The following is a 25836-nucleotide window of genomic DNA, read 5'->3' on the forward strand; positions in this document are numbered from 1 at the left end:
AAATTCCTTGTCGGGTAAGTTCCGACCTGCACGAATGGCGTAACGACTTCTCGACTGTCTCAACCATAGGCCCGGTGAAATTGCACTACGAGTAAAGATGCTCGTTTCGCGCAGCAGGACGGAAAGACCCCGGGACCTTTACTACAGTTTGATATTGGTGTTCGGTTCGGCTTGTGTAGGATAGGTGGGAGACTGTGAAGCTTGGACGCCAGTTCAGGTGGAGTCGTCGTTGAAATACCACTCTGGTCGTGCTGGATGTCTAACCTGGGTCCGTGATCCGGATCAGGGACAGTGTCTGATGGGTAGTTTAACTGGGGCGGTTGCCTCCCAAAGGGTAACGGAGGCGCCCAAAGGTTCCCTCAGCCTGGTTGGCAATCAGGTGTTGAGTGTAAGTGCACAAGGGAGCTTGACTGTGAGACCGACGGGTCGAGCAGGGACGAAAGTCGGGACTAGTGATCCGGCGGTGGCTTGTGGAAGCGCCGTCGCTCAACGGATAAAAGGTACCCCGGGGATAACAGGCTGATCTTCCCCAAGAGTCCATATCGACGGGATGGTTTGGCACCTCGATGTCGGCTCGTCGCATCCTGGGGCTGGAGTCGGTCCCAAGGGTTGGGCTGTTCGCCCATTAAAGCGGTACGCGAGCTGGGTTTAGAACGTCGTGAGACAGTTCGGTCCCTATCCGCTGTGCGCGTAGGAGTCTTGAGAAGGGCTGTCCCTAGTACGAGAGGACCGGGACGGACGAACCTCTGGTGTGCCAGTTGTCCTGCCAAGGGCATGGCTGGTTGGCTACGTTCGGGAGGGATAACCGCTGAAAGCATCTAAGCGGGAAGCCTGCTTCGAGATGAGGACTCCCACCCACTTGATGGGGTAAGGCTCCCAGTAGACGACTGGGTTGATAGGCCGGATATGGAAGCCAGGTGACTGGTGGAGTTGACCGGTACTAATAGGCCGAGGGCTTGTCCTCAGTTGCTCGCGTCCACTGTGTTAGTTCTGAAGTAACGAACATGCCGAGACCACTGTGTGGTCGGCCGGGTTCGATATCTTCATAGTGTTTCGGTGGTCATAGCGTTAGGGAAACGCCCGGTTACATTCCGAACCCGGAAGCTAAGCCTTTCAGCGCCGATGGTACTGCAGGGGGGACCCTGTGGGAGAGTAGGACACCGCCGAACAATTCTTCTGGGAAAGCCCCGGACCGTGATGGTCCGGGGCTTTCTCATGTTCCGGGGGCGTATTCCGCTTCGCTGTGCCGGATTCCGATGGTCGAGAGGCCCTCTCTCCACCGCGGCCGGGCGGGCCGGCCGAATCTGCGAGGCGGCGAAATCGCCTTGGCGTACCGCCGGTGCCCCCGCGAGGATCGGAGCATGGACCACATCATTCGCGCCGTACGAGCCGGCGAGTGGGAGAAGGCCCGGGACATCCGGCTGGCCGCCCTCCGGGACCCCGCGGCGCCGATCGCCTTCCTGGAAACCTACGAGCACGCCATGGGCAGGCCCTCGACGTACTGGCAGGACCGTACCGACACCGCTGCGGCAGGGGTGGGCTTCCGCCAGTTCATCGCGGAGGACTCCGAAGGGCGCTGGGTCGGCACCGTGACCGTGATGGTCGAAGGCCCGGCGGACGAAGTGCTGTTCGGTGAGGTGGCCAAAGTCGACCAGGCGCATCTCGTGGGGGTGTTCGTACGGCCGGAGGCTCGGGGAACCGGTGTCACGGAACTGCTGTTCCGGGCTGCCGTCGAGTGGTCGTGGGGGCTCACCGAGCCGTCGGTCGAGCGGGTCCGGCTGTATGTGCACGAGAGGAACGGCCGGGCGGCGGCCTTCTACCGGCGGTTCGGGTTCGTTCCGAGCGGCGACTCCGTTCCGGTGCCGTCCGATCCCTCGGCCAGGGAGTTCGAGTACGAGCTGCGCCGAACCCAGTAGCGGCCTCAGCCGACGTCCGCCCCGTCACGACGGGCAACCCTGCCCGACGCGGCACCGGTCCCGTGTCTCTACCCGGGCTGGTGAGCGCTCGGGCTGTGCCCGGCGCCGGGTGTCGTCAGTGGCTGCGGCCAGCGGGCCCGACCCTGTTCGCGGGAACGCAGCAGCGCGAGAGTCGGCATGCCCAGCACCGGGCCCGTGGCCAGCAGCTCGGGGAGGAGCGGTAGCGGGGCGACGGCGGCGATGTCGTCCAGGACGAGAGCGAGTGGTGGGTCGAGCCGACCGTCGGATGACCGTGCGGCCATGCGGCGGCCGTGCTCGACCACGCTTGAGGCGAGTGCGGTGAGGAGCGGCATGGCCCCGGGGCGGGTGCGCGGGTCCTCGATCGATTCACCCACCACATAGAGCGTGCCCCCCTCGTCCACAAATGATTCCAACGTGAGCGAATCTGCTCGGTTAGAGGTGCAGACCTCGCGGATGTGGACTGAGGAGAGGGCGGACAGCGTACGGGCCGTCAGTTCCTGAGCGACCTCACGGCGTTCATTGTGCGAGGTGAGCGCCGACTCGAGCAGGCCGGCGAGGCCGGAGGCTGCCTTCTGGTGAGTGCGGAGGATGCGTACCGGCTCGTGGGCGCCACTGCCCTGGGCCCAGCGGTGGACCTGTTTGAACGGGCGCCCGTCCACGGCGGCGGCGTGCAGCCAGCAGCGCAGGAGCGTTTCGGCGGTGTCCGCGACGGCCTCGTCCAGACGGGAGCGGGGTCGTACGGGAGCGAAGAGGGACGCCGCCCGGCTCGCCGCCGTTGCCGGGTCCTCACAGCCGGCCGTCGGGGACCAGTGGAGCCGGGTGGGCGTGTCGCAGAGATGGCCCGGATCGTAGACGAGGGCAGGGCCGAGTTTGGCCCTGGCGTCCTTGGTCTCCCACCAGACGGTCGGATCGGACGTGACGACGAGCGCCGGGCCGGCGGCGTCCCGGATCGCCTGGACGACCGAGGGGCGCCGGACGGAGGGGCCTCCGTAGAGGACGTGCGAGCGCCAGGGGACCGGGGCAGCGGCCGGTCCTGCCGGGGGCAGGACTGCGGACACGGAGGGCTCGGCAGGTGCCGCGGCAGCGGCGTGCTCGACCGGAACCGAGGCGTGCGCGGGTTGGGCGTGCTCGACCGGAACCGAGGCGTGCGCGGGTTGGGCGGGGGGTGCCGCTTCGGTCCGGAGGGTCGTACCGCCTCCGGTCATCGCCCCTGCGGGGACCGGGGTGCCCTCGGCGACGGTCGCGGTCGGACGGGAATCCGGCCGGTTCGGGGCCGTCACCGGTACCGCCTCGGCCGGGCCGCCCCTGTCCGTCTCCCCGACCCCCTTGCGGCGCGAGCGGACCGCGCGCCATCGGGCCAGCGTGCCGAGGACGAAGACCGTCAGCACGACGAGCGTCATCAACTGGCCGATGAGCAGCCCCCAGAACAGCCCGTAGCCGGACAACCGGGCGGGCGGCGTGTCGGGCCAGGCCGCGGGCAGGTCATGGGGCTCGGACACCAGGCTGCGTATGGCCAGCGGGGTGTTCGTGAACGTCACGCCGTCCGGCCAGGACCCGTGCGCGAACAGGCCCGCGAGGCCCGTTGCGGTCCAGACCAGCAGGGTCAGCCCGAGGAGGAAGCCGAGGACGCCCACGAGCAGTCCGTCCGGGATGCCTCTCTCCTCGTGCGGTTGCCGGCGCCCTGCGCCGTGTCGCGGGTCACGCGCCATCGGTCAGGCCACCGTCGACTCGGAGGAGTCCAGCCGCCGCTGCTGCCGTTCGATGAAGGCGGCGCGCTGCTCCGTCTCCTGTTCCGCGGCGCGGACGTCCTCGGGGAGCGAGGACTCCGTCATCGCCCGGTCCGTGTAGACCAGGGGGCGTTCGGCCTCCGTCACCAGGTGTTTGACGACCTGGACGTTGCCGTTGACGTCCCACACCGCGATGCCGGGGGTGAGGGTGGGGATGATCTCCACCGCCCACCGGGGCAGACCGAGCACTCTGCCTGTGGCCCGGGCCTCGTCCGCCTTCTGGGCGTAGATCGTGCGGGTCGACGCCATCTTGAGGATGGCGGCGGCCTCCCGGGCCGCGGCGCCGTCGACCACGTCGCTGAGGTGGTGGACGACCGCGACGAAGGACAGGCCGAGCCGTCGGCCGAACTTCAGCAGCCGCTGGAAGAGCTGCGCGACGAAGGGGCTGTTGATGATGTGCCAGGCCTCCTCGACGAGGAAGATGCGCTTCTTCCGGTCGGGGCGGATCCAGGTGTGCTCCAGCCACACGCCGACGATCGCCATGAGGATCGGCATCGCGATGGAGTTGCGGTCGATGTGCGACAGGTCGAAGACGATGAGCGGGGCGTCCAGATCGATGCCGACGGTCGTCGGGCCGTCGAACATGCCGCGCAGGTCACCGTCGACGAGCCGGTCCAGGACCAGGGCCACGTCCAGGCCCCAGGCCCGTACGTCGTCGATGTCGACGTTCATCGCAGCCGCGGACTCGGGCTCCGGGTGGCGGAGTTGCTCGACGATGTCGGTGAGCACCGGCTGCCGGTCCGTGATGGTCTCGTTGACGTACGCGTGCGCCACCTTGAGCGCGAAGCCCGCACGTTCGTCGAGGCCGTGACCCATGGCGACCTCGATGATGGTGCGCAGCAGCGCGAGCTGTCCGGTGGTGGTGATCGACGGGTCGAGGGGGTTGAGTCGGATACCGTCGTCCAGGGCGGCCATCGGGTCGAGCCGGATGGGAGTTATTCCCAGCTCCTGGGCGATGAGGTTCCATTCGCCCACGCCGTCCTCGCCCTGGGCGTCGAGGACGACGACCTGGCGGTCGCGGAAGCGGAGCTGGCGCAGGACGTAGGTCTTCTCCAGCGCCGACTTGCCGTTGCCGGACTCGCCGAGGACCAGCCAGTGGGGGGCGGGGAGCTGCTGTCCGTACAGCTGGAACGGGTCGTAGACGTAGCCCTTGCCGCTGTACACCTCGCGGCCGATGATCACGCCCGAGTCCCCGAGGCCGGGCGCGGCGGTCGGCAGATAGACGGCCTGCGCCTGGCCGGTGGAGGTACGTACGGGGGAGCGGGTCGTCTCGACCTTCCCGAAGAGGAAGGACGTGAAGGACTCGGTGAGGACGGACAGCGGGTCTCGCATCGGATGAGGGCCCCTATCGGCGCGTGTCGGTGCGTGTCAGCCGCTATCGGCGGATGCCGGTGGCGAACGGCAGCGTGTTCACAAAGGCCCGGTGGTGCTCGCGGTCGCACCACTCCAGCTTCAGGTACGACTTGCCCGCCGAGGCCCTGATCGTGCGCTTGTCCCTGGCCAGGGCCTCGGGCGTACGCGACGACACAGTGATGTACCCGACGAGATTGACGCCTGCCGCGCCGCTGGCGAGATCTTCACCCCGCTGGTCGAGTCGGCCGTGCGCGGCGATGTCTCTGGGGTCGACGGTGCGGTTCATCTTGGCGGCGCGACTGGCCTCGGCCTCGTCGTTGGTCTTCTCGGTGAGCATGCGCTCGATGGCGACCTCCGTGGGTTCGAGGTCCATGCAGACGGCCACGGTGCGGATCACGTCCGGGGTGTGGACGAGCAGCGGGGCGAGGAAGTTGACGCCGACGGGAGTCATCGGCCACTCCTTCACCCAGGCCGTGGCGTGGCACCAGGGGGCACGGGTGGCGGACTCGCGGGTCTTGGCCTGGAGGTAGGTGGCCTCCATCGCGTCGAGTTCGGCGGGCCAGGCGTTGCGCTTGGTCATGGCCTGGATGTGGTCGATGGGGTGGTCCGGGTCGTACATGGAGTGCACGAGGGAGGCGAGCCGGGCCTGGCCGAGCGGCTGGCGGACGCGGATGTCGGCCTCGGCGAGGCGGGCGCAGATGTCGGTCAGCTCGCGCGCCATGACGACGGCGAGGCCGGCGTCCTTGTCGAGCCGCTTGGCGCCGGTGGCCTGACGGGCGGCGCGGGCCATGGTGTGCGCCTCGGCGGCCAGCTCCCGGGTGTAGTGCATGCAGGCGACGAGGTAGGCGCGGTGTTGCTCGCTGGAGGTGGAGACCATCGACTGGAGCTGGTCGTAGGACTGCTGGAGCCAGGCGGGGGAGCCCGCGTCGCCGCGTTGGGCGACGTCCTTGGCGTGGGCGTCGGGGTCGGCGGGCAGGGTGCGGGCGAGCATCTGAAGGCGCGTCACGAAGCCGTCGCCGTTGGCGACGTGCTTCAGCAGCGTGCCGAAACGGTCCACCAGGGCTTCCTGGTCCTCGCTGTCGCGCAGGCCGACGCCGGGGCCCTCGATCTCGATGGCGGCGGTGACGGTGCGCCGGTCGGCGTGGAGCAGTACGGCGATCTCGTCCGGGCCGAAAGGGGCGGCGAGCCAGTTGATGCGGCCGATGCCGGGCGGGGGGCCGATCTCGACCTCGCGGCCGTCCACGCGGGTGCCGGCCTCCATGACGCCGGAGCGGTAGACGGTGCCCTGGCGCAGGGTGCGCTTGTAGCTGCGGTTGATCTCGTACCAGCGGTAGAAGGTGCGCTGCTTGTACGGCACGTACACGGCGGCCAGCGCGAGCAGCGGGAAGCCCATGAGCAGCACGATGCGCAGCGACAGGACGGGCACCAGCAGTCCGCTCATCATGCCGAGGAACGCGCCGGCGATGATCAGGGCGATCTCGCCCGTCTCGCGGTTCTTGCCGACGATCGCGTTCGGCCGGGCCCGGCCGATGAGATACGTGCGGCGGGGCGCGATGGCCGGGGACTGCGTCGTCAACGCCCTCCACCTCCTGTGCTTCCTGTACTGGTGCCGGTGGTGCTGCCGGAGTTCCTGCGGTGGCCGTGCGGGGTGCTGCCCGGGCCTCCGCTACGGGGCGGGGGCGCGGCGGAGGGGACGGACCCGCCGCCCCCGCCCGCGGCACCCGTTCCGGCCCCGCGTGCGCTGTGGGCGGCGACTCCGCCGGCGACCGGGCTCGGGGCGCTGCCGCCTCCCGAGCCGCCCCCGCCCTGCTGGTGGGTGCGGCTGCTGTGGGTCTTGATGCCCTGCGAGACGAGGGCGGCGGGTGAACTGATGACGGCGGCGGCCTTGTTCTCGGCGCTGTTCTGGAGTCGGTTGTTGCGGGACGCGGCGATCTCGTCGCCGAACCCGGGAACGAAACGGTAGATCATCGCGGACGCGAAGATCGCGAGCAGGATGATGGCGAGTCCGGTGACGACGGCGGAGAAGGAGTCCGGACCGTCGTCGGCGGAGAGGGCTCCGGCGAGGCCGAGCACGATGACGATGACCGGTTTGACGAGGATCACCGCGATCATGATTCCGGCCCAGCGGCGGACGTGGCCCCACATGTTCTTGTCCACGAGCCCCGAGTACACGACGACGCCGAGCAGGGCGCCGACGTACAGGAGGACGGCGCGGAGGAACAGCTCCAGGTAGAGGATGCCGGCGGCGACGATGGTCACCAGCGACACGACGATCAGCATGATCGGCCCGCCGCCGATGTCGTCGCCCTTCTGCAGCGCCTCCTTGAAGCCGCCGAAGAAGACGTCGGTCTGGCCGCCGGTGCCCTGGGCGATCACGTCGGTGATCGAGTCGGTCGCGGACACGAGTGTGTAGAGGATCAGCGGGGTGAAGGCGGAGGCGAGGACCGTGAGCCAGAGGAAGCCGATGGCCTCGGAGACGGCGGTGGTGAGCGGGACGCCGCGGATGGCGCGCTTGGCGACCGCCAGCAGCCAGAGGAGGAGGGTGAGGAACGTGGCGGCGGCGAAGACCACGGCGTACTGGCCGAGGAAGGTGGTGTTGGTGAAGTCCACTTCGGCGGTGGACCTCACGGCCTTGGAGAGGGTGTCCACGACCCAGGCCGCGGCGTCGGCACAGCCGCGGGCGAGGGAGGAGAGGGGGTCGAGCGCGCCGGCGGGGTCGTCGAGCGAGGGGGCGCGGCGGGCGGCTCCGCCGGATTCGCCGGTTTCGCAGTAGTCGCGGGCGGGGCCACGGATCAGGTCGCACGGGTTGTTGCTGCCGCTCGGGCTGGGCGTCGGTGTCGGCGCGGCAGCCACGCGAGCGGCGGTGACCATGAACGCGGCCTGCAGGCCGCCCACGGCTGAAGCCAGGGCGACCGCGCGGCGGGAGCGCTTACCGGGCATAGGTGAAGCCTCCGAACTGTTCCACCGCGTCGGCCATTTCCTTGGCGCTCGATGCCACCTGGTCGCGGCCCACGGGCACAGGCCCGTCCTTTTGCGTGTGCCCGGTGACCTTCCAGCCTCCGTCGATCCACTTCATCTCGTAGGTGGTCGTGTACCAGCTCTCGGCGACGGGGTTCTTGGATCCCTCCCCAGCGAGACCGAACAGCGACGAGTACCAGACGGCGACGCTGGCGGCGTTGGCGGTGAACTTCTGCACCTTGGTGCCCACGGGCACGACCCGTGAGACGAACGTGAGACCCTCGGGCGCGGTACCGTCCTCCCGCAGCCCGATCCGGGAGAGGAAGCCCTCGTCCGCGTAGACCCTGTCGAGGTCAGCCTGCCGGGCGTCCACCGCCTCGGGGGCGTACACGGTGCTCACGATCTCGTGGCGGCGTGCCTGGTTGTACATCTCGGCGGAACCGAGGGGAACCGCGTAGTTCGCCGCCGCGCTCTGTGCCCCCTGTTCGTCCCTCGCGTACCCCGCGGGGATGCCCGCGTGCTTGCCTGCGACCGGGCGGATGCCCGTCGCCGCCGTCGGGGCCGTGCCCTTGGCCGTGTCGGTGGTTCTGGGGGAGTCCGTGCCGTCGCCGCGGTTGGCGAAGGCGATGGCGGCGACGAGGAGGACGACCACGCCGACGACCGTGAAGAGGGAGCGGGAATTGCGGGTGGGTCGGCGGGCGCCGCCGTAGACGTCGCCGGTGCCGCCCTCGGGGAGGCGGGTGCGGGTCTGGCCCGTGCCGCCGGCGCCGCTGTCGAAGCCGTCGGTCTCGTCGTCGTAGCTCATGCCGCGTGCTCCCCCTCAGCCGTGTGCCTTGCCGTGCCGTAGTACGACGGTAGCCCTGCTGTTCTCCGTACGGGCGGAGTGTGGTGACTCGACATCAGGGGGACGCAACCTCTGCCGGTGGGCGCGACGGACGGGTGGTGTCGGGGACGGGCGATGCGGTGCGGAGGGTCAGACGGCCATTCCGTACACGATGGTGAACAGGGTCCCCAGTGACCCGATGATGAAGACGCCGGTCAGGCCGGCGACGATCAGGCCCTTGCCCTGCTCCGCGCTGAACGTGTCGCGGAGGGCCGTGGCGCCGATGCGCTGCTTCGCCGCTCCCCAGATCGCGATGCCCAGGCAGAGCAGGATGGCGACGGCCATCACGACCTCGATCATCACGCGGGCCTCGTTCCCGAGGCTGCCGAAAGGCCCCCAGTTCGGAGCGATTCCGCCGATGATGGTGGTGATGTCGCCTTTTTCAGCCGCCAGGTACATATAACTCACCGCCCCTGTTGGGTAGTTGTCCGCCCCTGCCCCACGGCACAGGCCATCGCTCTATCTTCGCTGATGAAACCGTCCGCGTGCGCCGACTTGGCGGCTCTCTTTGCACGTTCCGCGCACGGATGCCGGTCCGGCCGCTCTGACCTGCGGTGGCTCGTGCGGCCAGGTCGAGCGTGAGGACACGTTTCGTCACTCTGTGTATCACGGAGCGTGACTTCGGGCAATGACTGTCGTTGTGGCACCCAAGGTGTGAATCCGGCGCCGGGGTGCTCGCCGGTGCGCGACGGGAGCGGCTGACTTGGGGCATGAGCGCGGGGCGGCGCCGGAGTGCGGCGCCGCCCCGTGTGTGGGGGTCGGTCAGCGGTTGGCGACCATGTAGCCGAGCAGCCCGATGGCCACGGCGATGAGGGCGATGACGGTCACGGCGGCGATGGTTCCCCCGGCGTCGCCGTTGCGGCCCGTCGTCTTGACGCCTGTCCCCGCGTTCTGAAGGTTCTGCACTTGTTGCTCCTGGTGCTGGTCGTCCCGCCGTCGGTCGAACGGTGGGATGGTGCACAGCCTTCCCGGCTGCGTGACACAGCGTAACCATGGCAGGTCCAGGCCATGTTTCCGGGGTCGGTCGGGGCCTGACCGTGCCGTCGTGTCCCGGTGGTCGGCCTCAGCGAGGGGCGACGAAGAGGCTTTGGGCGCTGCGGCCGATCGGGCCCTTCTCGTCGTGCAGCCGGGCGTCCGCCAGGCCGATGCCGGCCGGGTCGACGCTCGTGCGGGCCTCGACGCAGGCCCATTCGCCGACCGGGTGCCGGTGCAGATGGACCGTCAGATCGGCGTTGACGAACACGTGGCGCTCGAAGTCGAGGACGTTGCTGATGCCGTTGCCGGAGTCGGCGGCGACCAGGACGCGGTCCAGTGGGCGGATCTCCTCGCCCGCGACGAGCGGCATCCTCATTCGCATCCAGCAGGTTCCGGGGCCCTGCTCCCGGAAGGTCCCCTCGGTGAACCGGGTGTCCATGGACGTGTGGTAGCCGACGTCCCACGGCACGCCGAAGAAGGGCGTCTCGGCGACCTCCCCGGGGGACGGCACCTGCGGTCCCTCGGCGACCGCCGGCCCCGGCTCGGCGAGCGTGCGGACGCGCAGACCGCGGGCGAACATCACCGGCGTCCCGTCCTCGGGCGCGAGTGCCGACTCGACGATCTCCACGCTGCGCCCGGTTCGCAGAACGGTCGTGGTGACCTCCAGCGGCCGGATCGGCACGGGGCGGACGATCTCGTACGTCATGCGCGCGAGCCGCATGTCGGCGCGTGCGCCCGGCCGCTCCTCCATGGCGCGGCCGAGCAGCGCCGCCGGCGGGCCGGCGTGCTGCGATCCGGCGTCCCAGGGGCCGCGGGTGTGCTCGGTCGGCGCGAAGCGGTTCTCGGAGATCCGCTCGTAGAACGCCTGGTGTTCCCCCATGACGGGCCGCCTCTCGCAGACATGTGTGCGAGCCACACGCTACCTGCGGGTAACCTTTCGGAACAGCCCCCGGCTCACCCTCCGCCCGGCCGCACACCCCCTCGGTCCGCTCTGGCGGGCCCTCCGGTCGGAGCCCGCCGCCCGTGCTTCACCGACCCCCTTGTGCGCCCCCTGAACCGGGTCCTCCCCGCCTACACTGACGGGCGGTGGACTGCCGTGCGGCGGAGGGTGATTGACGGTGCGTAAGGCGTGGCTCGTCGCGGGCGGGGCCGTCGGGCTCTGTCTGAGCTTCGTCGCCCTGCTCGTCGTCGGGACCTTCTCCGCGGCCGCCGGGCTCGGGGGCGGCGCGAAGGGGGCCGTGGCGCTGGCCAAGGGAGCCGTGCCGGCCCTGTACCAGCCGCTGGTGCAGAAGTGGGGCAACCTGTGCCCGGCCATCAACCCGGCGCTGCTCGCCGCGCAGCTGTACCAGGAGTCCGGCTGGAACCCGCGGGCCCAGAGCCATGCCGCAGCCCAGGGCATCGCCCAGTTCATCCCCGGCACCTGGGCGGCGCACGGCGTCGACGGGGACGGTGACGGCGACCGCGACGTGTGGGACCCGGCGGACGCCATCCCGTCGGCGGCCTCGTACGACTGCAAGCTCGCGGGGTACGTGAAGAAGGCGCCAGGCGACCCGACGGACAACATGCTCGCCGCGTACAACGCGGGCGCGTACGCCGTGATCAAGTACGGCGGTGTGCCGCCGTACAAGGAGACGCGGAACTACGTGAAGGTCATCCGGACGCTGGAGAAGAGCTTCGCCAGGCCGGTGGGGCGGGTGGAGCCGTCGCGGCAGGCGGCCGGGGCCATCTACTTCGCGCAGCAGAAGCTCGGCACGAAGTACCTCTGGGGCGGGAACGGGACGCCGGAGCAGGGGGGCCGGTTCGACTGCTCCGGCCTGACGCAGGCCGCGTACCGCACCGTCGGGATCGAGCTGCCGCGCGTGGCCAACGACCAGTACAACGCGGGGTCGCATCCGTCGAGGGACGAACTGCTCCCCGGGGACCTGGTGTTCTTCTCCGACGACCTGACCGACTCACGGGCCATCAGGCACGTCGGGCTGTACGTCGGCGGGGGTTATATGATCAACGCTCCGTACACCGGGGCGGTGATCCGTTTCGACAGGATCGACACCCCGGACTACTTCGGTGCGACGCGGGTGACCAAGGACGGTGCCGAGGCGCTGCCGACTCCGCCACGGCCCGCCGTCTGACGGCCGGTGACGGTGCGTCGGCCCTGGCCGGAGTTCTCCGTCGAGTCCCGGTCCGGACTGCGACGGCGCATCACTCTTCGATAACGTCATGGTGATCGTTTCGTGGAGAGTGGAACGTACGCGCGGAACGGGTCGTTCCCTGGAGCGGAGCAGTACGTACACACCGCACCGACCACGGGGTCTCTCGGAATGCGGCGCACACGGGCGTGCGCCGCGGCTGGCGACACACAGGCAAGGGGCCGCAGCAGATGGCTGGACTCGCACTCGACGGCGTGAATCCGGATGTCGGTCTGCTCTACGACATCAACGGACTGGCCCGGTCGGCCCCGCCGTGGTTCGACCGCGTCATGGGATTCGTCGGCGAGTACGGCATCATGCTCGCCCTCGTCCTCGTGGCGCTGTGGTGCTGGTGGAGCGTGCGCCGGCGGGGCACGGCCGAGGACTCGGTCGCCGGGGTCGCCGCGCTGGTCTGGGCGCCCCTGGCCGCCGGCGTCGCCCTGCTGGTCAACGTGCCGATCCGCGGGTTCGTGGAACGGCCGAGGCCGTTCCTGGACCACCAGGGGCTCGAGGTCCTGGTCGCCGGCAAGACCGACTTCTCCTTCGTCAGCGACCACTCCACGATGGCGATGGCCATCGGCGTCGGGGTGTTCGTCGCGAACCGCCGCTTCGGGTTCGCGGCGATCGGCCTCGCTCTCGCCGAGGGCTTCTGCCGGGTGTACATGGGCGTCCACTACCCGACCGACGTCGTCGGCGGGTTCGCGCTCGGCACGGCCGTGGTGCTGCTCCTCGCCCCGCCGGCGCAGGCCCTGCTCACCCCGCTGGTGTCGGCGGTCTCCCGTTCGGGTGTCGCGGGCCGGCTCGTACGGTCGCGCCGGGCGGTGACGCAGGACCAGGAGCACGAACTGCTCGACATTCCGGAGCCCGTCGTCAGGCCCGGGCACAACGACCTGGCGGCGTAGCCGGCGGGGGCTCCTTCCGCGCGCTCGCCCGGCCTCGGATCCCCCTGACCTGCCCGGCACGCCCGCCGGTTCCGGACCGCCTCCGATCCCTCGGCCCGCCGGCCGCCCCGTTTCCCGTCTTCTCGGCCCGCCCGCCGGCTTCGCGACCTCCCGCACGAGCGACGATCGCGGCGTTACCGACCGGCGGGACCGGCTCCGTCCGGGCGTCCCGGTCGATCGCCCCCGGTGCACGGGCGGTTGGGGGCGCCGGGCGGGTCGAGTGCTTCTCAGGCCCCGGTGGGCGTCGCCGTCTCATGCGCCCTCGCGTCGGTGCGGGCGCGTTCCCGGGAGCGACGGGCTGGTCCCGCCCAGCCGCAGGAGCAGCGGGCCAGCGCGAACGAACCCCGTTCGACGGTCGTGGTGTGGTGGGCGGACGTGCGCACCCTTCCACGGTACCGGTCGTTATGCGGGGCAGCGGCGAGCGTGTTGGGGGTTGACAGGCGATGGTGGTGCAGCAGCACTGGCTCAGGCGCGGCGCATGTGCCGCTGCCGCCGTGATGGGTGTGACCGGGACCGCGGGCTGCTCGGGCGGCGGGGACGCCGTCGCCGACGCCCGAGCCGGTGCGGATCCCCTCCTCAGCGTCAGGAAGGCCGCCGACGTGCTGGCCGAGGCGGGTACGGCGAAGGCCCGCACCGCCATGGAGACGGCCGCCGGCGGGACCCGGGTCACCATCCGCGGCGAGGGCGCGTACGACTTCCGGCGTGCCATGGGCCGGCTGCGCGTGGTCCTCCCCAACGACCCGGCCGGATCCAGCGGTCATCAGCCGATCACCGAACTGCTCGCTCCCGGTGCCCTGTACATGAAGGACCGCGGCGCCGGGGTGCCGCGGGACAAATGGGTCAGGGTGGACACGACCACGCTGACGGACGGCAATCTCGTCACCGGCGGTGCGACCGACCCGGCCGCCGCCGCGGAGTTGCTCCGCGGGGCGCGGAGCGCGACCGTCGTCGGGTACGAGGATCTCGCGGGGGTGCGGGTCACCCACTACCGCGGCACCACGGACCTCGCGCATGCCGCGAGGGCCGCGTCCCCGCACGCGCGGGGGGCGCTCGCCGCGGCGGCGAAGGGGTTCGCCCAGGACGCCGTGCCCTTCGACGCCTATCTCGACTCCGAGGGGCGGCTGCGCAAGGTGCGCCACCGGTTCAGCTTCGCGAACCAGGGCAGAACGGTCGCCGTGGCCTCCACGACCCTGCTGTACGAGTTCGGTGCCCCCGTCGTGGTGCGCCTCCCCGGCCGGGGCGACATCTATGCCGGCCGCGTCCGGATGTAGGCACCGGGGGGTCGGTAAATGGTCCGGACGTGCCATGCGCGGTGTGTATCCCGCTCCCTACGCTAGGAAGCCGACACCGGCCGGAAGAGGTGAACGCACGTGGCTCCCGCCAGTACGCCGACAGTCCAGGACCACGTCGCCCTCGCCGAGATCGAGTTGTGCGGTGAGTTGATGATCGCGGCCTCGGCGGCGGACGGGGAACGGCTCAGCCCCGACCGGATCGACGAGGTGCTCAACGTCCACGTCATCATGACCGACGGCGAGTGAGGCCGGCCGGCGCGACCGCCGGGACCGGCCCCCGGGCGGGGGTCACGTCCGCATCATGCGGGCGATCGCCTTCGTCGCCTCCTCGACCTTCGCGTCGATCTCTTCGCCGCCCTTGAGCGCGGCGTCGGCGACGCAGTGGCGCAAGTGCTCCTCCAGCAGCTGCAGTGCGAAGGACTGCAGCGCCTTCGTGGAAGCGGAGACCTGTGTGAGTATGTCGATGCAGTACGTGTCCTCGTCGACCATGCGCTGCAGTCCGCGAATCTGGCCCTCGATCCGGCGCAGCCGCTTGAGGTGCTCGTCCTTCTGCTTGTGGTAGCCGTGGACGCCCTGGTCGTGGCCGGGCTCCTCGTGAGCTGCGACCGGAAGTGCGCCGGTCGTGTCCGTGCTCGTCATCGGTCCTCCCGCAGACCTGTCCGGTATACCCCTCGTGGGTATATGGTACCGATCCCTGACGGTTCGGGCAGGGCCCCGTGCTGCTCCCTCTTCTCGATGGGCGACACTGAGGGGACGCCGGTTAGTCGTGGCCGGACGATGCGCCTAGCATCAGGCTGACCGAAGACCCAGTACCCCGAGGACCCCACGTGCGATTTCGTCTGACCCCCAGGGAGACGAGCTTCTACGACATGTTCGCCGCGTCCGCGGACAACATCGTCACGGGCTCGAAGCTCCTGATGGAACTGCTCGGAGCGGACGGTCCCGCCCGGGCCGAGATCGCGGAACGGATGCGCGCAGCGGAGCACGCCGGGGACGACGCCACCCATGCGATCTTCCATCAGCTGAACTCCTCGTTCATCACGCCCTTCGACCGTGAGGACATCTATTCCCTCGCGTCGTCGCTGGACGACATCATGGACTTCATGGAGGAGGCCGTCGATCTGGTCGTCCTCTACAACATCGAGGAGCTGCCGAAGGGTGTCGAGCAGCAGATCGAGGTGCTGGCCCGGGCCGCGGAGCTGACGGCGGAGGCCATGCCGCACCTGCGGACCATGGACAACCTCACCGAGTACTGGATCGAGGTGAACCGTCTGGAGAACCAGGCGGACCAGATCCACCGCAAGCTCCTCGCCCACCTCTTCAACGGCAAGTACGACGCCATCGAGGTCCTCAAGCTCAAGCAGATCGTCGACGTTCTCGAGGAGGCCGCGGACGCGTTCGAGCACGTGGCCAACACGGTGGAGACCATCGCGGTCAAGGAGTCCTGAGCGGACGTGGACACCTTCGCGCTGGTCGTGACCATCGGGGTCGCGCTCTTCTTCACGTACACCAACGGCTTCCACGACTCGGCGAACGCGATCGCCACCTCCGTGTCGACGCGTGCCCTGACCCCTCGCGCCGCCCTGGCGATGGCCGCGGTGATGAACCTGGCGGGCGCGTTCCTCGGCAGCGGTGTCGCCAAGACCGTCAGCGAGGGCCTGATCGAGACGCCCAAGGGCGACCGGGGCATGGGCATCCTGTTCGCGGCGCTGGTCGGCGCGATCATCTGGAATCTGATCACCTGGTACTTCGGTCTGCCCTCGTCGTCCTCGCACGCCCTCTTCGGCGGCATGGTGGGTGCGGCGCTGGCCGGCGGTACCGAGGTCATCTGGGGTGGGGTGCTCGACAAGGTCGTCATCCCGATGTTCGTCTCCCCCGTGGTCGGTCTGCTCGTCGGCTACCTCGTGATGACCTCGATCATGTGGATCTTCCGGCGGGCCAATCCGGCGAAGGCGAAGCGGGGCTTCCGTATCGCCCAGACCGTGTCCGCGGCGGGCATGGCCCTCGGCCATGGTCTCCAGGACGCGCAGAAGACCATGGGCATCGTGGTGATGGCGCTGGTCATCGCCGATGTCGAGGACTACGGCGACCCCATTCCGGTGTGGGTGAAGGTCGTCTGTGCGGTGATGCTGTCGCTCGGTACCTACGCGGGCGGCTGGCGCATCATGCGGACCCTCGGCCGCAAGATCATCGAGCTGGACCCGCCGCAGGGGTTCGCGGCGGAGACGACCGGTGCGTCGATCATGTTCGGCTCGGCGTTCCTCTTCCACGCGCCGATCTCCACGACGCATGTGATCACCTCGGCGATCATGGGTGTCGGGGCGACGAAGCGGGTGAACGCGGTGCGGTGGGGCGTCGCGAAGAACATCGTGATGGGGTGGTTCATCACGATGCCGGCCGCGGCGTTCGTCGCCGCGCTGAGCTTCTGGATCGTGAACCTGGCCTTCGGCTAGTGCCGCGTCAGGCAGGGTTTGCCCGTCAAGGCGCGGCGTCCGGTGCACGGGGCCTCCTCCGGCCTTCCGGTCGAGGGGGTGGGGTCTCCTCCGGCCTTCCGGTCGAGGGGGTGGGGTCTCCCCCGGCCTTCCGGTCGAGGGGGTGGGGTCTCCTCCGGCCTTCCGGTCGAGGGGGTGGGGTCTCCCCAGGCCCTCCGGGCCGAGGGGAAGATCGCAAGGCGCCGGATCGACCTCGTGGTGGGCCTACCCGGTTGCTCCGGCAACGCCGCGAGTCGCCGTGCCGGGCGCCGCGACGGGGCGAACGTCGCCCGATGCGGCACCTGGCACCGCGTGGGGCCGCCCCGGTCCCCGGCGTGACGTCTCGCGTGCGCCGCGCTCCGTTCCGGGGCGCGGCGTTTCCATGCCGCGGCCCGTGTGCGTCCGTCTGCGAACTCCCCCGGACCTGGTCCGGGGGGCCCGACGGGCCGGGCGTTCGTGTGCGGCCCGCACCGGGCGTGCGCCTCCGGTGGCGAAGCGGCGGGGTCGTGGGCGTACGCGCGACGCCCCCGTGCACGGCAGGCGGACCCCGCAGACCGCGGGCGGAAAGACGTCGGCCCCCGCTCGGATGAGAGGGGGCCGACCGTTCGCCCTGCGGTGGCACCGCCATGCAGCACCGCAGGGCAGTACGGGGTGCTCAGCCGAAGCGGCCCGAGATGTAGTCCTCGGTCGCCTGGACGGACGGGTTGGAGAAGATCCGCTCCGTCTCGTCTATCTCGATGAGCTTGCCGGGCTGACCGACAGCCGCGAGGTTGAAGAACGCCGTGCGGTCGGAGACGCGAGCCGCCTGCTGCATGTTGTGCGTCACGATGACGATCGTGAAGCGCTCCTTCAGCTCGCCGATCAGGTCCTCGATCGCCAGCGTGGAGATCGGGTCGAGCGCCGAGCAGGGCTCGTCCATCAGCAGGACGTCCGGCTCGACCGCGATCGCGCGGGCGATGCAGAGACGCTGCTGCTGACCGCCGGAGAGGCCCGAGCCGGGCTTGTTGAGGCGGTCCTTGACCTCGTTCCAGAGGTTGGCGCCCCTGAGCGAGCGCTCGACGATGTCGTTGAGCGCGTTCTTCCTGTACGAGCCGTTCAGCCGCAGGCCGGCCGCGACGTTGTCGAAGATCGACATCGTCGGGAACGGGTTGGGGCGCTGGAACACCATGCCGACGGTGCGCCGCACCGCGACGGGGTCGACGTCCTTGCCGTACAGGTTCTCGTCGTCCAGCATCACCTTGCCCTCGACTCGGCCGCCGGGGGTGACCTCGTGCATGCGGTTCAGGGTGCGCAGGAACGTCGACTTGCCGCAGCCGGAGGGGCCGATGAAGGCCGTCACCGAGCGGGGCTCCACGGTCATCGAGATGTCCTCGATCGCCTTGTGGGAGCCGTAGAAGGCGGACAGTCCGCTGATGTCGATTCGCTTGGCCATTACTCAGTCACTTCCAAATCGCCGCGCGCTCAGCGGCCGGTCTTCGGGGCCTTCCAGCGGGCGATGCCGCGGGCCACCAGGTTGAGGATCATGACGAAGGCGATCAGCACCAGGGCCGCTGCCCAGGCGCGGGAGACGGAGGCGTCGGTGCCGACGGCGTACTGCTCGTACACGTACAGCGGCAGGGACGCCTGGGCGCCTTCGAAGGGGTTCGGGTTGATCAGCTTCGTGCCGAAGACGAGCAGCAGCACGGGAGCCGTCTCACCGGTGATGCGGGCCACCGCGAGCATGACGCCCGTGGTGATGCCGCCGATCGCGGTCGGGAGGACCACCTTGAGGATCGTCCGCCACTTGGGGACGCCCAGCGCGAGCGAGGCCTCGCGCAGCTCGTTCGGGACGAGCTTGAGCATCTCCTCGGTGGAGCGGACGACGACCGGCATCATCAGGATGGCGAGCGCCAGCGCGCCGGCGAATCCGGAGGGCCCGAAGCCCAGCATCAGATTCCAGGTGGCCAGGATGAACAGACCCGCGACGATGGACGGGATGCCCGTCATGACGTCGACGAAGAAGGTGACGGCCTTGGCCAGCTTCCCACCGCCGTACTCGACGAGGTAGACCGCGGTGAACAGGCCGATAGGGGCGGCGATCAGCGTGGCGATGAGAACCTGCTCGATCGTGCCGAGCAGAGCGTGGTACACGCCGCCACCGGTCTCGGCGTCGAGGACCGCGTTCATGGAGTGGCCGAGGAAGTACGGGTCGAGTACCTCCAGGCCGTTGCTGATCGTGACCCACGACAGGGAGACGAGTGGGACGACGGCGAGGACGAAGGCGACCCAGACGATGCTGGTGGCCACCCGGTCCCTGGCCTGGCGCTTGCCTTCGACCTTCGTGGTGATCAGGTAGCTGAAGAGCACGAAGAGCAGAGCAGCCAGCAGACCCCACTGTATTCGGCTCTGCCAGCCGGCGGCCATGCCGAGGCCGATGCCCGCGGCGACGGCGCCGACGGCGATGGCCGGCTGGGCCCAGCGCGGGAGCCGGGCGTGGGAGAGGTGGTTGACGCGCGCGGTCGTGACCGGCCGATCCTGGACGACGTGGCTCATGCGTTGGCCCCCGAGTACTCCTTGCGACGGGCGATGATCCACCGGGCCGCGCCGTTGACCAGCAGCGTGATGACGAAGAGAACCAGACCGGAGGCGATGAGGGCGTCGCGGCCGAATTCGTTGGCCTCGTTGAACTTCGAGGCGATGTTCTGGGCGAAGGTGCCGCCGCCCGGGTCGAGCAGGTGCCCGGAGATCAGGAAGCTCGGGGAGAGGACCACGGCGACGGCCATGGTCTCGCCGAGCGCGCGGCCCAGGCCGAGCATGGAGGCGCTGATGATGCCGGAGCGGCCGAAGGGGAGCACCGACATACGGATGACCTCCCAGCGGGTGGCGCCGAGGGCGAGCGCCGCCTCCTCGTGCATCTTCGGGACCTGGAGGAAGACCTCACGGGTGACGTTGGTGATGATCGGAAGGATCATGATCGCCAGCAGGATGCCGACGGTGAACAGATTGCGCGCGGGGCCGTCGCCGGCCTTGTCGAATATGTACGTCCAGCCCATGTACTCGTCGAGCCACTGGTTGAGGCCGTCGAGATAGGGGACGAGGAAGATCGCGCCCCACAGGCCGTAGATGATGCTCGGCACGGCCGCGAGCAGGTCCACGATGTAGGCGAGCGGCGCTGCGAGCTTGCGCGGCGCGTAGTGCGAGATGAACAGCGCGATACCGACGGCGACGGGCACGGCGATGGCCATGGCGATGACCGAGGAGACGATCGTGCCGAAGGCCAGGACGGCGATGCCGAAGACCGGCGGGTCACCTGCCGGGTTCCACTCGAAGGTGGTGAGGAAGTTCCCCTGGTCCTTCGAGATGGCCAGGAAGGCACGGTAGCTGAGGAAGCCCGCGATCGCGGCCATGATCATCAGCAGGGCGATGCCGGAACCACGGGACAGGCCCAGGAAGACACGGTCTCCCGGGCGGGCCTTGGGCTTGGCTGCTGCGGCGGCCGGCCCCGGTGGAGGCGGCGCGTCGGTCTGAGTGGTGGTTGCCATCAATGGTTTCTCCGGTCTGCGGAGCCGTGAGGCTCCCGGCGGCGGTGCACCGGATGCCGGGGCCGGCCCGTCGTGGTGGACGGACCGGCCCCGGTCGGGTCAGGACAGGGTGGGGACGATCTCGCGGACCTTGGCCGCGATCTCGGTCGGCAGCGGCGCGTAGCCGGCGTCCGAGAGGACCTTCTGGCCCTCGTCGCTGACGGTGTAGTTCAGGAACGCCTTCAGCGCGGGCAGGGTCTCCGCCTTGTTGCCCTTGTCGCAGGCGATCTCGTACGTGACCAGGATGATCGGGTAGGCCCCGTCGGCCTGGGTCTTGTAGTCGAGGCTGAGGGCGAGGTCGTTTCCGGTGCCCTTGACCTTGGCGGCGGCGATGGCCTTCGAGGCGTTCTCGGTGGTGGCCTCGACCGGGGCGGAGGCGCCGGTGTCGAGCTTGACCGTGCTGATCTTCTGGGCGGTCGCGTAGGACAGCTCGAAGTAGCCGATCGCGCCCTCGGTGCCCTTGACGGAGGAGGCCACACCGGAGGAGCCGCTGGCGGCCTGGCCGCCGGGGGCCTCCCACGACTTCGACTTCGGGTCGTGCTTCCACTCGGCCGGGGCGGCCTCGCTGAGGTACTTGTGCAGGTTCTGGGTGGTGCCGGACTCGTCCGAGCGGTGGAACGCCTGGATCGTGGTGCCGGGGAGGCTGACGCCCGGGTTCAGCTTGGCGATCGCCGGGTCGTTCCACTTCTTGATCTTCGTGTCGAAGATCTTGGCCAGGGTGGGGGCGTCGAGGATGAGGTTGTCCACGCCGCTGAGGTTGTAGCCGATGGCCACGGGGCCGCCCACCATCGGCAGGTTGATGCCCTGACCCGTCTTGCAGACCTTCTTGGACTCCTCGACCTCCTCCGGCTTCAGCGCGGAGTCGGAGCCGGCGAAGGCCACCTGGCCCTGGGTGAACTTGGTGATGCCACCGCCGGAGCCGATGGCCTGGTAGTTGACCTCGACGCCGGAGCAGGCCGCCTGGAAGTTCTTCACCCAGAGGTCCATGGCGTTCTTCTGTGCGGTCGACCCCGCCGCCAGGAGCTGGCCCTTGGCGTCGTCGCACGTGATGTTCGACGCGGCGGTCGTCTTCTCGCCGGCGCTGCCGGCGCCGCCGGTGTTGTCGTCCGAACCACACGCCGTGAGGACCAGGGCGCCGGACACGGCGAGGGCGCCGAGCGCGGTGGCGCGAAGCCCGTTCTTGCGCTGAAGCTTCACTTTCGGGTGTTCCTTCCAGAAGCCGCCGGGTCGCGGACGGGGCTCGGTCTGCCCTCGTCGTTCTACGGCGGCGTGTGTCGGGGTGGGTGGCGCGGCGCTCTGCCGGTCACCGGGTAAGCCCGAAATTAGGCAGATCAGGTGAAGCGGCCGACGGGGCGTGGTGAACGGGAGGTGAACCCTGCCGGACAAGGAAGTTCCGCCTTTATCGGGGCGTGACCTCGGGCTACGGCGGGCACCGTGTCGCTGGCCGCGGTTCGGCGGTTTCGCGTGCCCGGCCCGGCCCGGCGGCACGACTGGGTCCCGGTGCCGCGGTTGCGCGGCTCCTGCGCGGGGCGCGGCGCTCGGTCCCTGGTCAGTGGGTGTCGATGGCCTTCAGCAGGGCGTCGACGAGCGTCCGGTCTCGCGGCTCGGTGATCCGGCGGCGGGCGGCGTCCGGGGGCAGCCAGGCGATGCGGTCGACCTCGTGGCCGGGGGTGAAGTCACCCGGCGAGGGGGCTTCGGCGGCCCAGTAGCTGACCTGCTTGGGGCGGCCGGCGGCGAGGTAGCGGACCGTCGGCAGGACCGGGCCCGGCACCCCCTGGTGTCCGGTCTCCTCGCGGACCTCGCGCAGGGCCCCCTCAAGTGCCGGCTCGCCCCGCTTGAGCTTGCCCTTCGGGTGCGACCAGTCGTCGTACCTGGGGCGGTGGACCAGGCAGATCTCTATTCCCCCGGCCGTCTGCGGGGAGCGGCGCCACAGGACGCAGCCGGCCGCGAGGACGGTGCCGTCGGGGGCGGTGCTGTCGGGGGCGGTGCTCATGGCGCGGCCAGCGCGTGCTCGTCCCGGGGCCCGTCCTGTCCGGGGGTCGGTTCCCGCCATGTCCGCTGGAAGGCGAAGCGGGCGGCCTCGACCTCGTGGCGCTGGTCGGCGTGGAGCACGCCGAGGGCGTACGCGGTGGCCGGCGCGATGCGGGGTGTGCGGGCTGCCGAGGCGGCGGCCGCGGCCGCCTCGGCGGCGTCGCGGTGCCGGTCGAGGGTGCGGCCCGCGGCGGTGAGCCGCCGACCGGGGCCGGTGCCGTCTTCCGCGTACAGCACCTCCCGGGCGTAGCGGTGGAGCCGCAGCAGGTGCCGCACCTGGTGCCAGGGAGCGTCCTGCGCCTCGCCGGCGGAGGCGGTGGCGAGGCCGTGGACCAGGGCTTCCGCGTTGTACGGGTGGGCCGCGCGGGTCAGCGGCAGTGCGGTGACCGCGTCGAGCAGCCTGCGCTCGGCGACCTCCGCGTGCGCCGCGAGCGCGGGGCCGGGCGCCCCGGCGGGCGTGGCCAGCGGTACCTCGGAGGCGAGCAGGGCGACGGCGTCCGCGACCGCGTGGAACCGTGAGGAGCCGAGCGCCTGGAGGGCGGCGGAGTGGGCCCGGGTGCGGCCGAGCGTCAGCTGCCGCTCCAGCAGTGCCCCGGCGCGGGCGCCGCCCACGGTGAGGGCGCCGCGGACGGGCCGTTCGGCAACGGGTGGCCGTTCGGAGGGGGCCGCAGGAGCGCCGTCCGCGGGCGCGACCGGCCGGGCGTCGCCGTCCGCGGCCCGGGCCGCCGGGACCGGCTGGGTGCCCGAGAGCCGGGCCAGGGCGTCGAGCAGCCGGGTCAGCCGTGCCGTACAGGCGTGTTCCTCGGCGAGGATGCCGGACAGCCAGGCGAGCTCGGTGCGCAGCTGGTCCGCCCAGGCCTGGTCCAGCAGGGGACGGAAGGTGTGGAGCGTGCCGCGGATGCGGCGTGCCGCCCGCCGCAGGGCCCCGGCGGCCTCCGCCGCTCCCTGCGTGTCCGCACCGCTTTCGCCGTGCAGCCGCAGACTGCGGAGGAAGTCGCCGGCCTGTTCCTGCAGATATCCGGCCAGGACCTGGTCGGCGCCGGCCCCCCGCGGCGCCAGGGGAAGGTCATGGTTGTGCACGCCGGCGCCTCCGGGCGTCTATGAGCATCTCCTGGATGTGCCGCAGTGGCTGTCCGTCCGCGTCCGTGGCATGACGGCTCCACTCGCCGTCCGGGCCGAGGTGCCAGGACGAGGTGGAGTCGGACATTCCGGTCTCCAGCAGCCGGGTCAGGGCCGCGCGGTGGGCCGGGTCGGTGACCCGGACGAGTGCCTCGATACGGCGGTCGAGGTTGCGGTGCATCATGTCGGCGCTGCCGAACCACACCTCGGGTTCGCCGCCGTTGCCGAAGGCGAAGATCCGGGAGTGCTCGAGGAAACGGCCGAGGACGGAACGGACCCGTATGTTCTCGGACAGGCCCGGGACGTCCGGCCGGATCGCGCAGATCCCGCGGACCCACACGTCGACCGGGACACCGGCCCGGGACGCGCGGTAGAGCGCGTCGATGACGGCCTCGTCGACCATCGAGTTGACCTTGATGCGGACGTACGCGGGGCGGCCGGCCCGGTGGTGGACGATCTCCTTGTTGATCCGGGCGACGAGTCCGTCGCGCAGCGACTTCGGGGCGACGAGCAGCCGGCGGTACGTCTCGCGGCGCGAGTACCCGGAGAGCCGGTTGAACAGGTCGGAGAGGTCGGCGCCCACCTGCGGGTCCGCGGTGAGCAGACCGAGGTCCTCGTACAGCCGGGCGGTCTTGGGGTGGTAGTTGCCGGTGCCGACGTGCGAGTAGCGGCGCAGGACGTCGCCCTCCTGGCGCACCACGAGCGACAGCTTGCAGTGGGTCTTCAGGCCGACGAGGCCGTAGACCACGTGGCAGCCCGCCTCCTCCAGCTTCCGGGCCCACTTGATGTTGGCCTGCTCGTCGAAGCGGGCCTTGATCTCCACGAGGACGAGGACCTGCTTGCCGGACTCGGCGGCGTCGATCAGGGCGTCCACGATCGGTGACTTGCCGGAGGTCCGGTACAGGGTCTGCTTGATCGCGAGGACGTCCGGGTCGGCCGCCGCCTGCTCCAGGAATGCCTGGACGGAGGTGGAGAAGGAGTCGTACGGGTGGTGCAGGAGTACGTCCCGCTCCCGCAGCGCGGCGAAGATGTCGGGCGCCGACGCCGACTCGACCTCGGCGAGGTCGCGGTGGGTGCCGGCGATGAACTTCGGGTACTTCAGCTCGGGCCGGTCGAGCGAGACGATCCCGAACAGGCCCGTCAGATCCAGCGGGCCGGGCAGCGGGTAGACCTCGGACTCGGAGATCTTGAGCTCCCGGACGAGCAGGTCCAGCACGTAGGGGTCGATGGACTCCTCGACCTCCAGCCGGACCGGCGGGCCGAAGCGGCGGCGCAGCAGCTCCTTCTCCAGGGCCTGGAGGAGGTTCTCGGCGTCGTCCTCCTCGACCTCGAGGTCCTCGTTCCTGGTCACCCGGAACATGTGGTGCGCGAGTACCTCCATGCCGGGGAACAGCTCCTCCAGGTGGGCCGCGATGACGTCCTCGAGCGGTACGTACCGCTGGGGCGAGGCCTCCAGGAAGCGGGACAGCAGCGGCGGCACCTTCACCCGGGCGAAGTGGCGGTGGCCGCTGACCGGGTTGCGGACGACCACGGCGAGGTTCAGCGACAGGCCCGAGATGTAGGGGAAGGGGTGCGCGGGGTCCACGGCCAGCGGAGTGAGCACCGGGAAGATCTGCTGGCGGAAGAGGGTGAACAGGCGGGCCTGTTCCTTCTCCGTGAGCTCGGGCCAGCGGATGAGGTGGATGCCCTCGTCGGCGAGGGCCGGGGCGACGTCCTGCTGGAAGCAGGCGGCGTGCCGGGCCATGAGCTCGCGGGAGCGGTTCCAGATCAGCTCCAGGACCTCGCGGGGCTGCAGTCCGGAGGCCGAGCGGGTGGCGACGCCGGTCGCGATGCGGCGCTTCAGTCCGGCCACCCGGACCATGAAGAACTCATCCAGGTTCGAGGCGAAGATCGCCAGGAAGTTCGCCCGTTCGAGGAGCGGTGTGGCGGGGTCCTCGGCGAGCTCCAGGACCCGCTCGTTGAACGCGAGCCAGCTGCGCTCGCGGTCCAGAAAACGGCCCTGGGGCAGCTCCGCGTCCTCGGGTCCGCCCTCGTAGGCGTCGAGGTCGGCGTCGATGTCGGGCTCCAGGTCGGACACCGCGCCCGGCATCGTGTGGGGGCGGTGCGCGGCGATGGATCCGACGGACGGCTGGGCGTTCTGGACCGGTACCTCGGCGGGCTGCTGGCTCATGGACCCATTGTTCCGCGCAAAAGGGTGACCGGGCGCGCCGGAACGGGGCCTGATGGTGTCGGAACGCCCGTTCCGCGGGGCGGGGGGCACAGCGGGCTGCATTCCGTGAGGGTTGCAAGGGTCGCTGAATGGCCGGTAACGAGAACATGACGTACGGGATACCCGCCGGGCAT

At 70.2% G+C, this 25836-nt stretch carries 24 protein-coding genes and 2 rRNA genes (1 of these 26 only partly in view); 9 read left to right on the plus strand and 17 right to left on the minus strand.

The genetic code is table 11. The features are described from left to right. The 3 genes from FEF34_RS20335 to FEF34_RS20345 all read left to right on the plus strand — a co-directional run. Window positions 1–964: ribosomal RNA gene (locus FEF34_RS20335) — 23S ribosomal RNA — on the plus strand; it begins 2154 nt to the left of the window's first position. Window positions 965–1052: 88 nt separating this feature from the next. Continuing rightward, window positions 1053–1169 (plus strand): 5S ribosomal RNA (gene rrf / locus FEF34_RS20340). A 192-nt stretch (window positions 1170–1361) separates the two neighbouring features. Beyond that, a complete protein-coding gene (locus FEF34_RS20345; RefSeq protein WP_138054437.1) occupies window positions 1362–1916 on the plus strand; it encodes a GNAT family N-acetyltransferase in 555 nt (184 codons plus the stop codon). A 68-nt stretch (window positions 1917–1984) separates the two neighbouring features. On the opposite strand, the gene FEF34_RS20350 is transcribed toward FEF34_RS20345, so the two are convergent. The 8 genes from FEF34_RS20350 to FEF34_RS20385 all read right to left on the minus strand — a co-directional run bounded on the left by FEF34_RS20350 (window position 1985) and on the right by FEF34_RS20385 (window position 10773). Then, window positions 1985–3646 (minus strand): type VI secretion protein, encoded by a 1662-nt coding sequence (locus FEF34_RS20350; RefSeq protein WP_234042471.1) that lies wholly within the window; start codon window positions 3644–3646, stop codon window positions 1985–1987. Between the two features lie 3 nt (window positions 3647–3649). Continuing rightward, window positions 3650–5056, minus strand: coding sequence for an ATP-binding protein (locus FEF34_RS20355; protein WP_138054438.1), 1407 nt, complete (start codon window positions 5054–5056; stop codon window positions 3650–3652). Window positions 5057–5099: 43 nt separating this feature from the next. Next, a complete protein-coding gene (locus tag FEF34_RS20360; protein WP_138054439.1) occupies window positions 5100–6653 on the minus strand; it encodes an SCO6880 family protein in 1554 nt (517 codons plus the stop codon). Then, on the minus strand, window positions 6650–8017 hold the full coding sequence (locus FEF34_RS20365) for a hypothetical protein (RefSeq protein WP_138054440.1): 1368 nt from the start codon (window positions 8015–8017) through the stop codon (window positions 6650–6652). The genes FEF34_RS20360 and FEF34_RS20365 overlap by 4 nt, the downstream gene beginning before the upstream one ends. Continuing rightward, window positions 8007–8840: a hypothetical protein gene (locus FEF34_RS20370; RefSeq protein WP_138054441.1), complete on the minus strand. Its 834-nt coding sequence runs from the start codon at window positions 8838–8840 to the stop codon at window positions 8007–8009. The genes FEF34_RS20365 and FEF34_RS20370 overlap by 11 nt, the downstream gene beginning before the upstream one ends. Before the next feature lie 168 nt (window positions 8841–9008). Continuing rightward, on the minus strand, window positions 9009–9317 hold the full coding sequence (locus FEF34_RS20375; protein WP_017945892.1) for a hypothetical protein: 309 nt from the start codon (window positions 9315–9317) through the stop codon (window positions 9009–9011). A 363-nt stretch (window positions 9318–9680) separates the two neighbouring features. Then, a complete protein-coding gene (locus FEF34_RS20380) occupies window positions 9681–9824 on the minus strand; it encodes a hypothetical protein (RefSeq protein WP_234042472.1) in 144 nt (47 codons plus the stop codon). 157 nt (window positions 9825–9981) lie between these two features. Then, on the minus strand, window positions 9982–10773 hold the full coding sequence (locus FEF34_RS20385; protein ID WP_138054443.1) for a thioesterase family protein: 792 nt from the start codon (window positions 10771–10773) through the stop codon (window positions 9982–9984). Window positions 10774–11011: 238 nt separating this feature from the next. On the opposite strand from FEF34_RS20385, the gene FEF34_RS20390 reads away from it, so the two are divergent. Both FEF34_RS20390 and FEF34_RS20395 read left to right on the plus strand, forming a co-directional pair. After that, entirely contained in the window at window positions 11012–12022 is a 1011-nt protein-coding gene (locus FEF34_RS20390) for a C40 family peptidase (protein ID WP_138057611.1), read from the plus strand. Between the two features lie 248 nt (window positions 12023–12270). Beyond that, window positions 12271–12981: a phosphatase PAP2 family protein gene (locus tag FEF34_RS20395; RefSeq protein ID WP_138054444.1), complete on the plus strand. Its 711-nt coding sequence runs from the start codon at window positions 12271–12273 to the stop codon at window positions 12979–12981. A 266-nt stretch (window positions 12982–13247) separates the two neighbouring features. Here the strand turns inward: FEF34_RS20395 and FEF34_RS41355 are convergent, their stop codons facing one another. Further along, entirely contained in the window at window positions 13248–13403 is a 156-nt protein-coding gene (locus tag FEF34_RS41355; protein ID WP_171053026.1) for a hypothetical protein, read from the minus strand. Window positions 13404–13463: 60 nt separating this feature from the next. Between FEF34_RS41355 and FEF34_RS20400 the strand changes: the two genes are divergently transcribed. Next, window positions 13464–14291 carry a hypothetical protein gene (locus FEF34_RS20400; protein WP_138054445.1) on the plus strand — a complete coding sequence of 276 codons (828 nt, stop codon included), beginning with the start codon at window positions 13464–13466 and terminating at the stop codon, window positions 14289–14291. 99 nt (window positions 14292–14390) lie between these two features. Then, window positions 14391–14558, plus strand: a complete 168-nt coding sequence (locus FEF34_RS41360; RefSeq protein ID WP_171053027.1) for a hypothetical protein — start codon at window positions 14391–14393, stop codon at window positions 14556–14558. A gap of 42 nt (window positions 14559–14600) precedes the next feature. Here the strand turns inward: FEF34_RS41360 and FEF34_RS20405 are convergent, their stop codons facing one another. Beyond that, window positions 14601–14951 carry a metal-sensitive transcriptional regulator gene (locus tag FEF34_RS20405; protein ID WP_138054446.1) on the minus strand — a complete coding sequence of 117 codons (351 nt, stop codon included), beginning with the start codon at window positions 14949–14951 and terminating at the stop codon, window positions 14601–14603. 188 nt (window positions 14952–15139) lie between these two features. On the opposite strand from FEF34_RS20405, the gene FEF34_RS20410 reads away from it, so the two are divergent. Both FEF34_RS20410 and FEF34_RS20415 read left to right on the plus strand, forming a co-directional pair. After that, complete coding sequence (locus FEF34_RS20410; protein ID WP_027731940.1) at window positions 15140–15760, plus strand: DUF47 domain-containing protein; 621 nt, start codon at window positions 15140–15142, stop codon at window positions 15758–15760. A gap of 6 nt (window positions 15761–15766) precedes the next feature. Continuing rightward, window positions 15767–16765, plus strand: a complete 999-nt coding sequence (locus FEF34_RS20415) for an inorganic phosphate transporter (protein WP_138054447.1) — start codon at window positions 15767–15769, stop codon at window positions 16763–16765. Window positions 16766–17438: 673 nt separating this feature from the next. Here FEF34_RS20415 and pstB read toward each other — a convergent pair. From pstB to FEF34_RS20450, 7 genes are all read right to left on the minus strand, one after another. Continuing rightward, window positions 17439–18215, minus strand: a complete 777-nt coding sequence (gene pstB / locus FEF34_RS20420) for a phosphate ABC transporter ATP-binding protein PstB (RefSeq protein ID WP_138054448.1) — start codon at window positions 18213–18215, stop codon at window positions 17439–17441. Window positions 18216–18244: 29 nt separating this feature from the next. After that, on the minus strand, window positions 18245–19315 hold the full coding sequence (pstA, locus tag FEF34_RS20425) for a phosphate ABC transporter permease PstA (protein WP_138054449.1): 1071 nt from the start codon (window positions 19313–19315) through the stop codon (window positions 18245–18247). Then, on the minus strand, window positions 19312–20304 hold the full coding sequence (gene pstC, locus FEF34_RS20430) for a phosphate ABC transporter permease subunit PstC (protein ID WP_138054450.1): 993 nt from the start codon (window positions 20302–20304) through the stop codon (window positions 19312–19314). The genes pstA and pstC overlap by 4 nt, the downstream gene beginning before the upstream one ends. 99 nt (window positions 20305–20403) lie before the next feature. After that, window positions 20404–21540 carry a phosphate ABC transporter substrate-binding protein PstS gene (pstS, locus tag FEF34_RS20435; RefSeq protein WP_138054451.1) on the minus strand — a complete coding sequence of 379 codons (1137 nt, stop codon included), beginning with the start codon at window positions 21538–21540 and terminating at the stop codon, window positions 20404–20406. Between the two features lie 352 nt (window positions 21541–21892). Beyond that, a complete protein-coding gene (locus tag FEF34_RS20440) occupies window positions 21893–22336 on the minus strand; it encodes an NUDIX hydrolase (protein WP_138054452.1) in 444 nt (147 codons plus the stop codon). Then, window positions 22333–23454, minus strand: a complete 1122-nt coding sequence (locus FEF34_RS20445; protein WP_138054453.1) for a CHAD domain-containing protein — start codon at window positions 23452–23454, stop codon at window positions 22333–22335. Before FEF34_RS20445 ends, FEF34_RS20440 begins: the two co-directional genes overlap by 4 nt. Continuing rightward, window positions 23441–25663 carry an RNA degradosome polyphosphate kinase gene (locus FEF34_RS20450; RefSeq protein ID WP_138054454.1) on the minus strand — a complete coding sequence of 741 codons (2223 nt, stop codon included), beginning with the start codon at window positions 25661–25663 and terminating at the stop codon, window positions 23441–23443. The genes FEF34_RS20445 and FEF34_RS20450 overlap by 14 nt, the downstream gene beginning before the upstream one ends. Window positions 25664–25836: the final 173 nt, after the last annotated feature.

Source organism: Streptomyces marianii, from assembly GCF_005795905.1.
Classification (GTDB): Bacteria; Actinomycetota; Actinomycetes; order Streptomycetales; family Streptomycetaceae; genus Streptomyces; species Streptomyces marianii.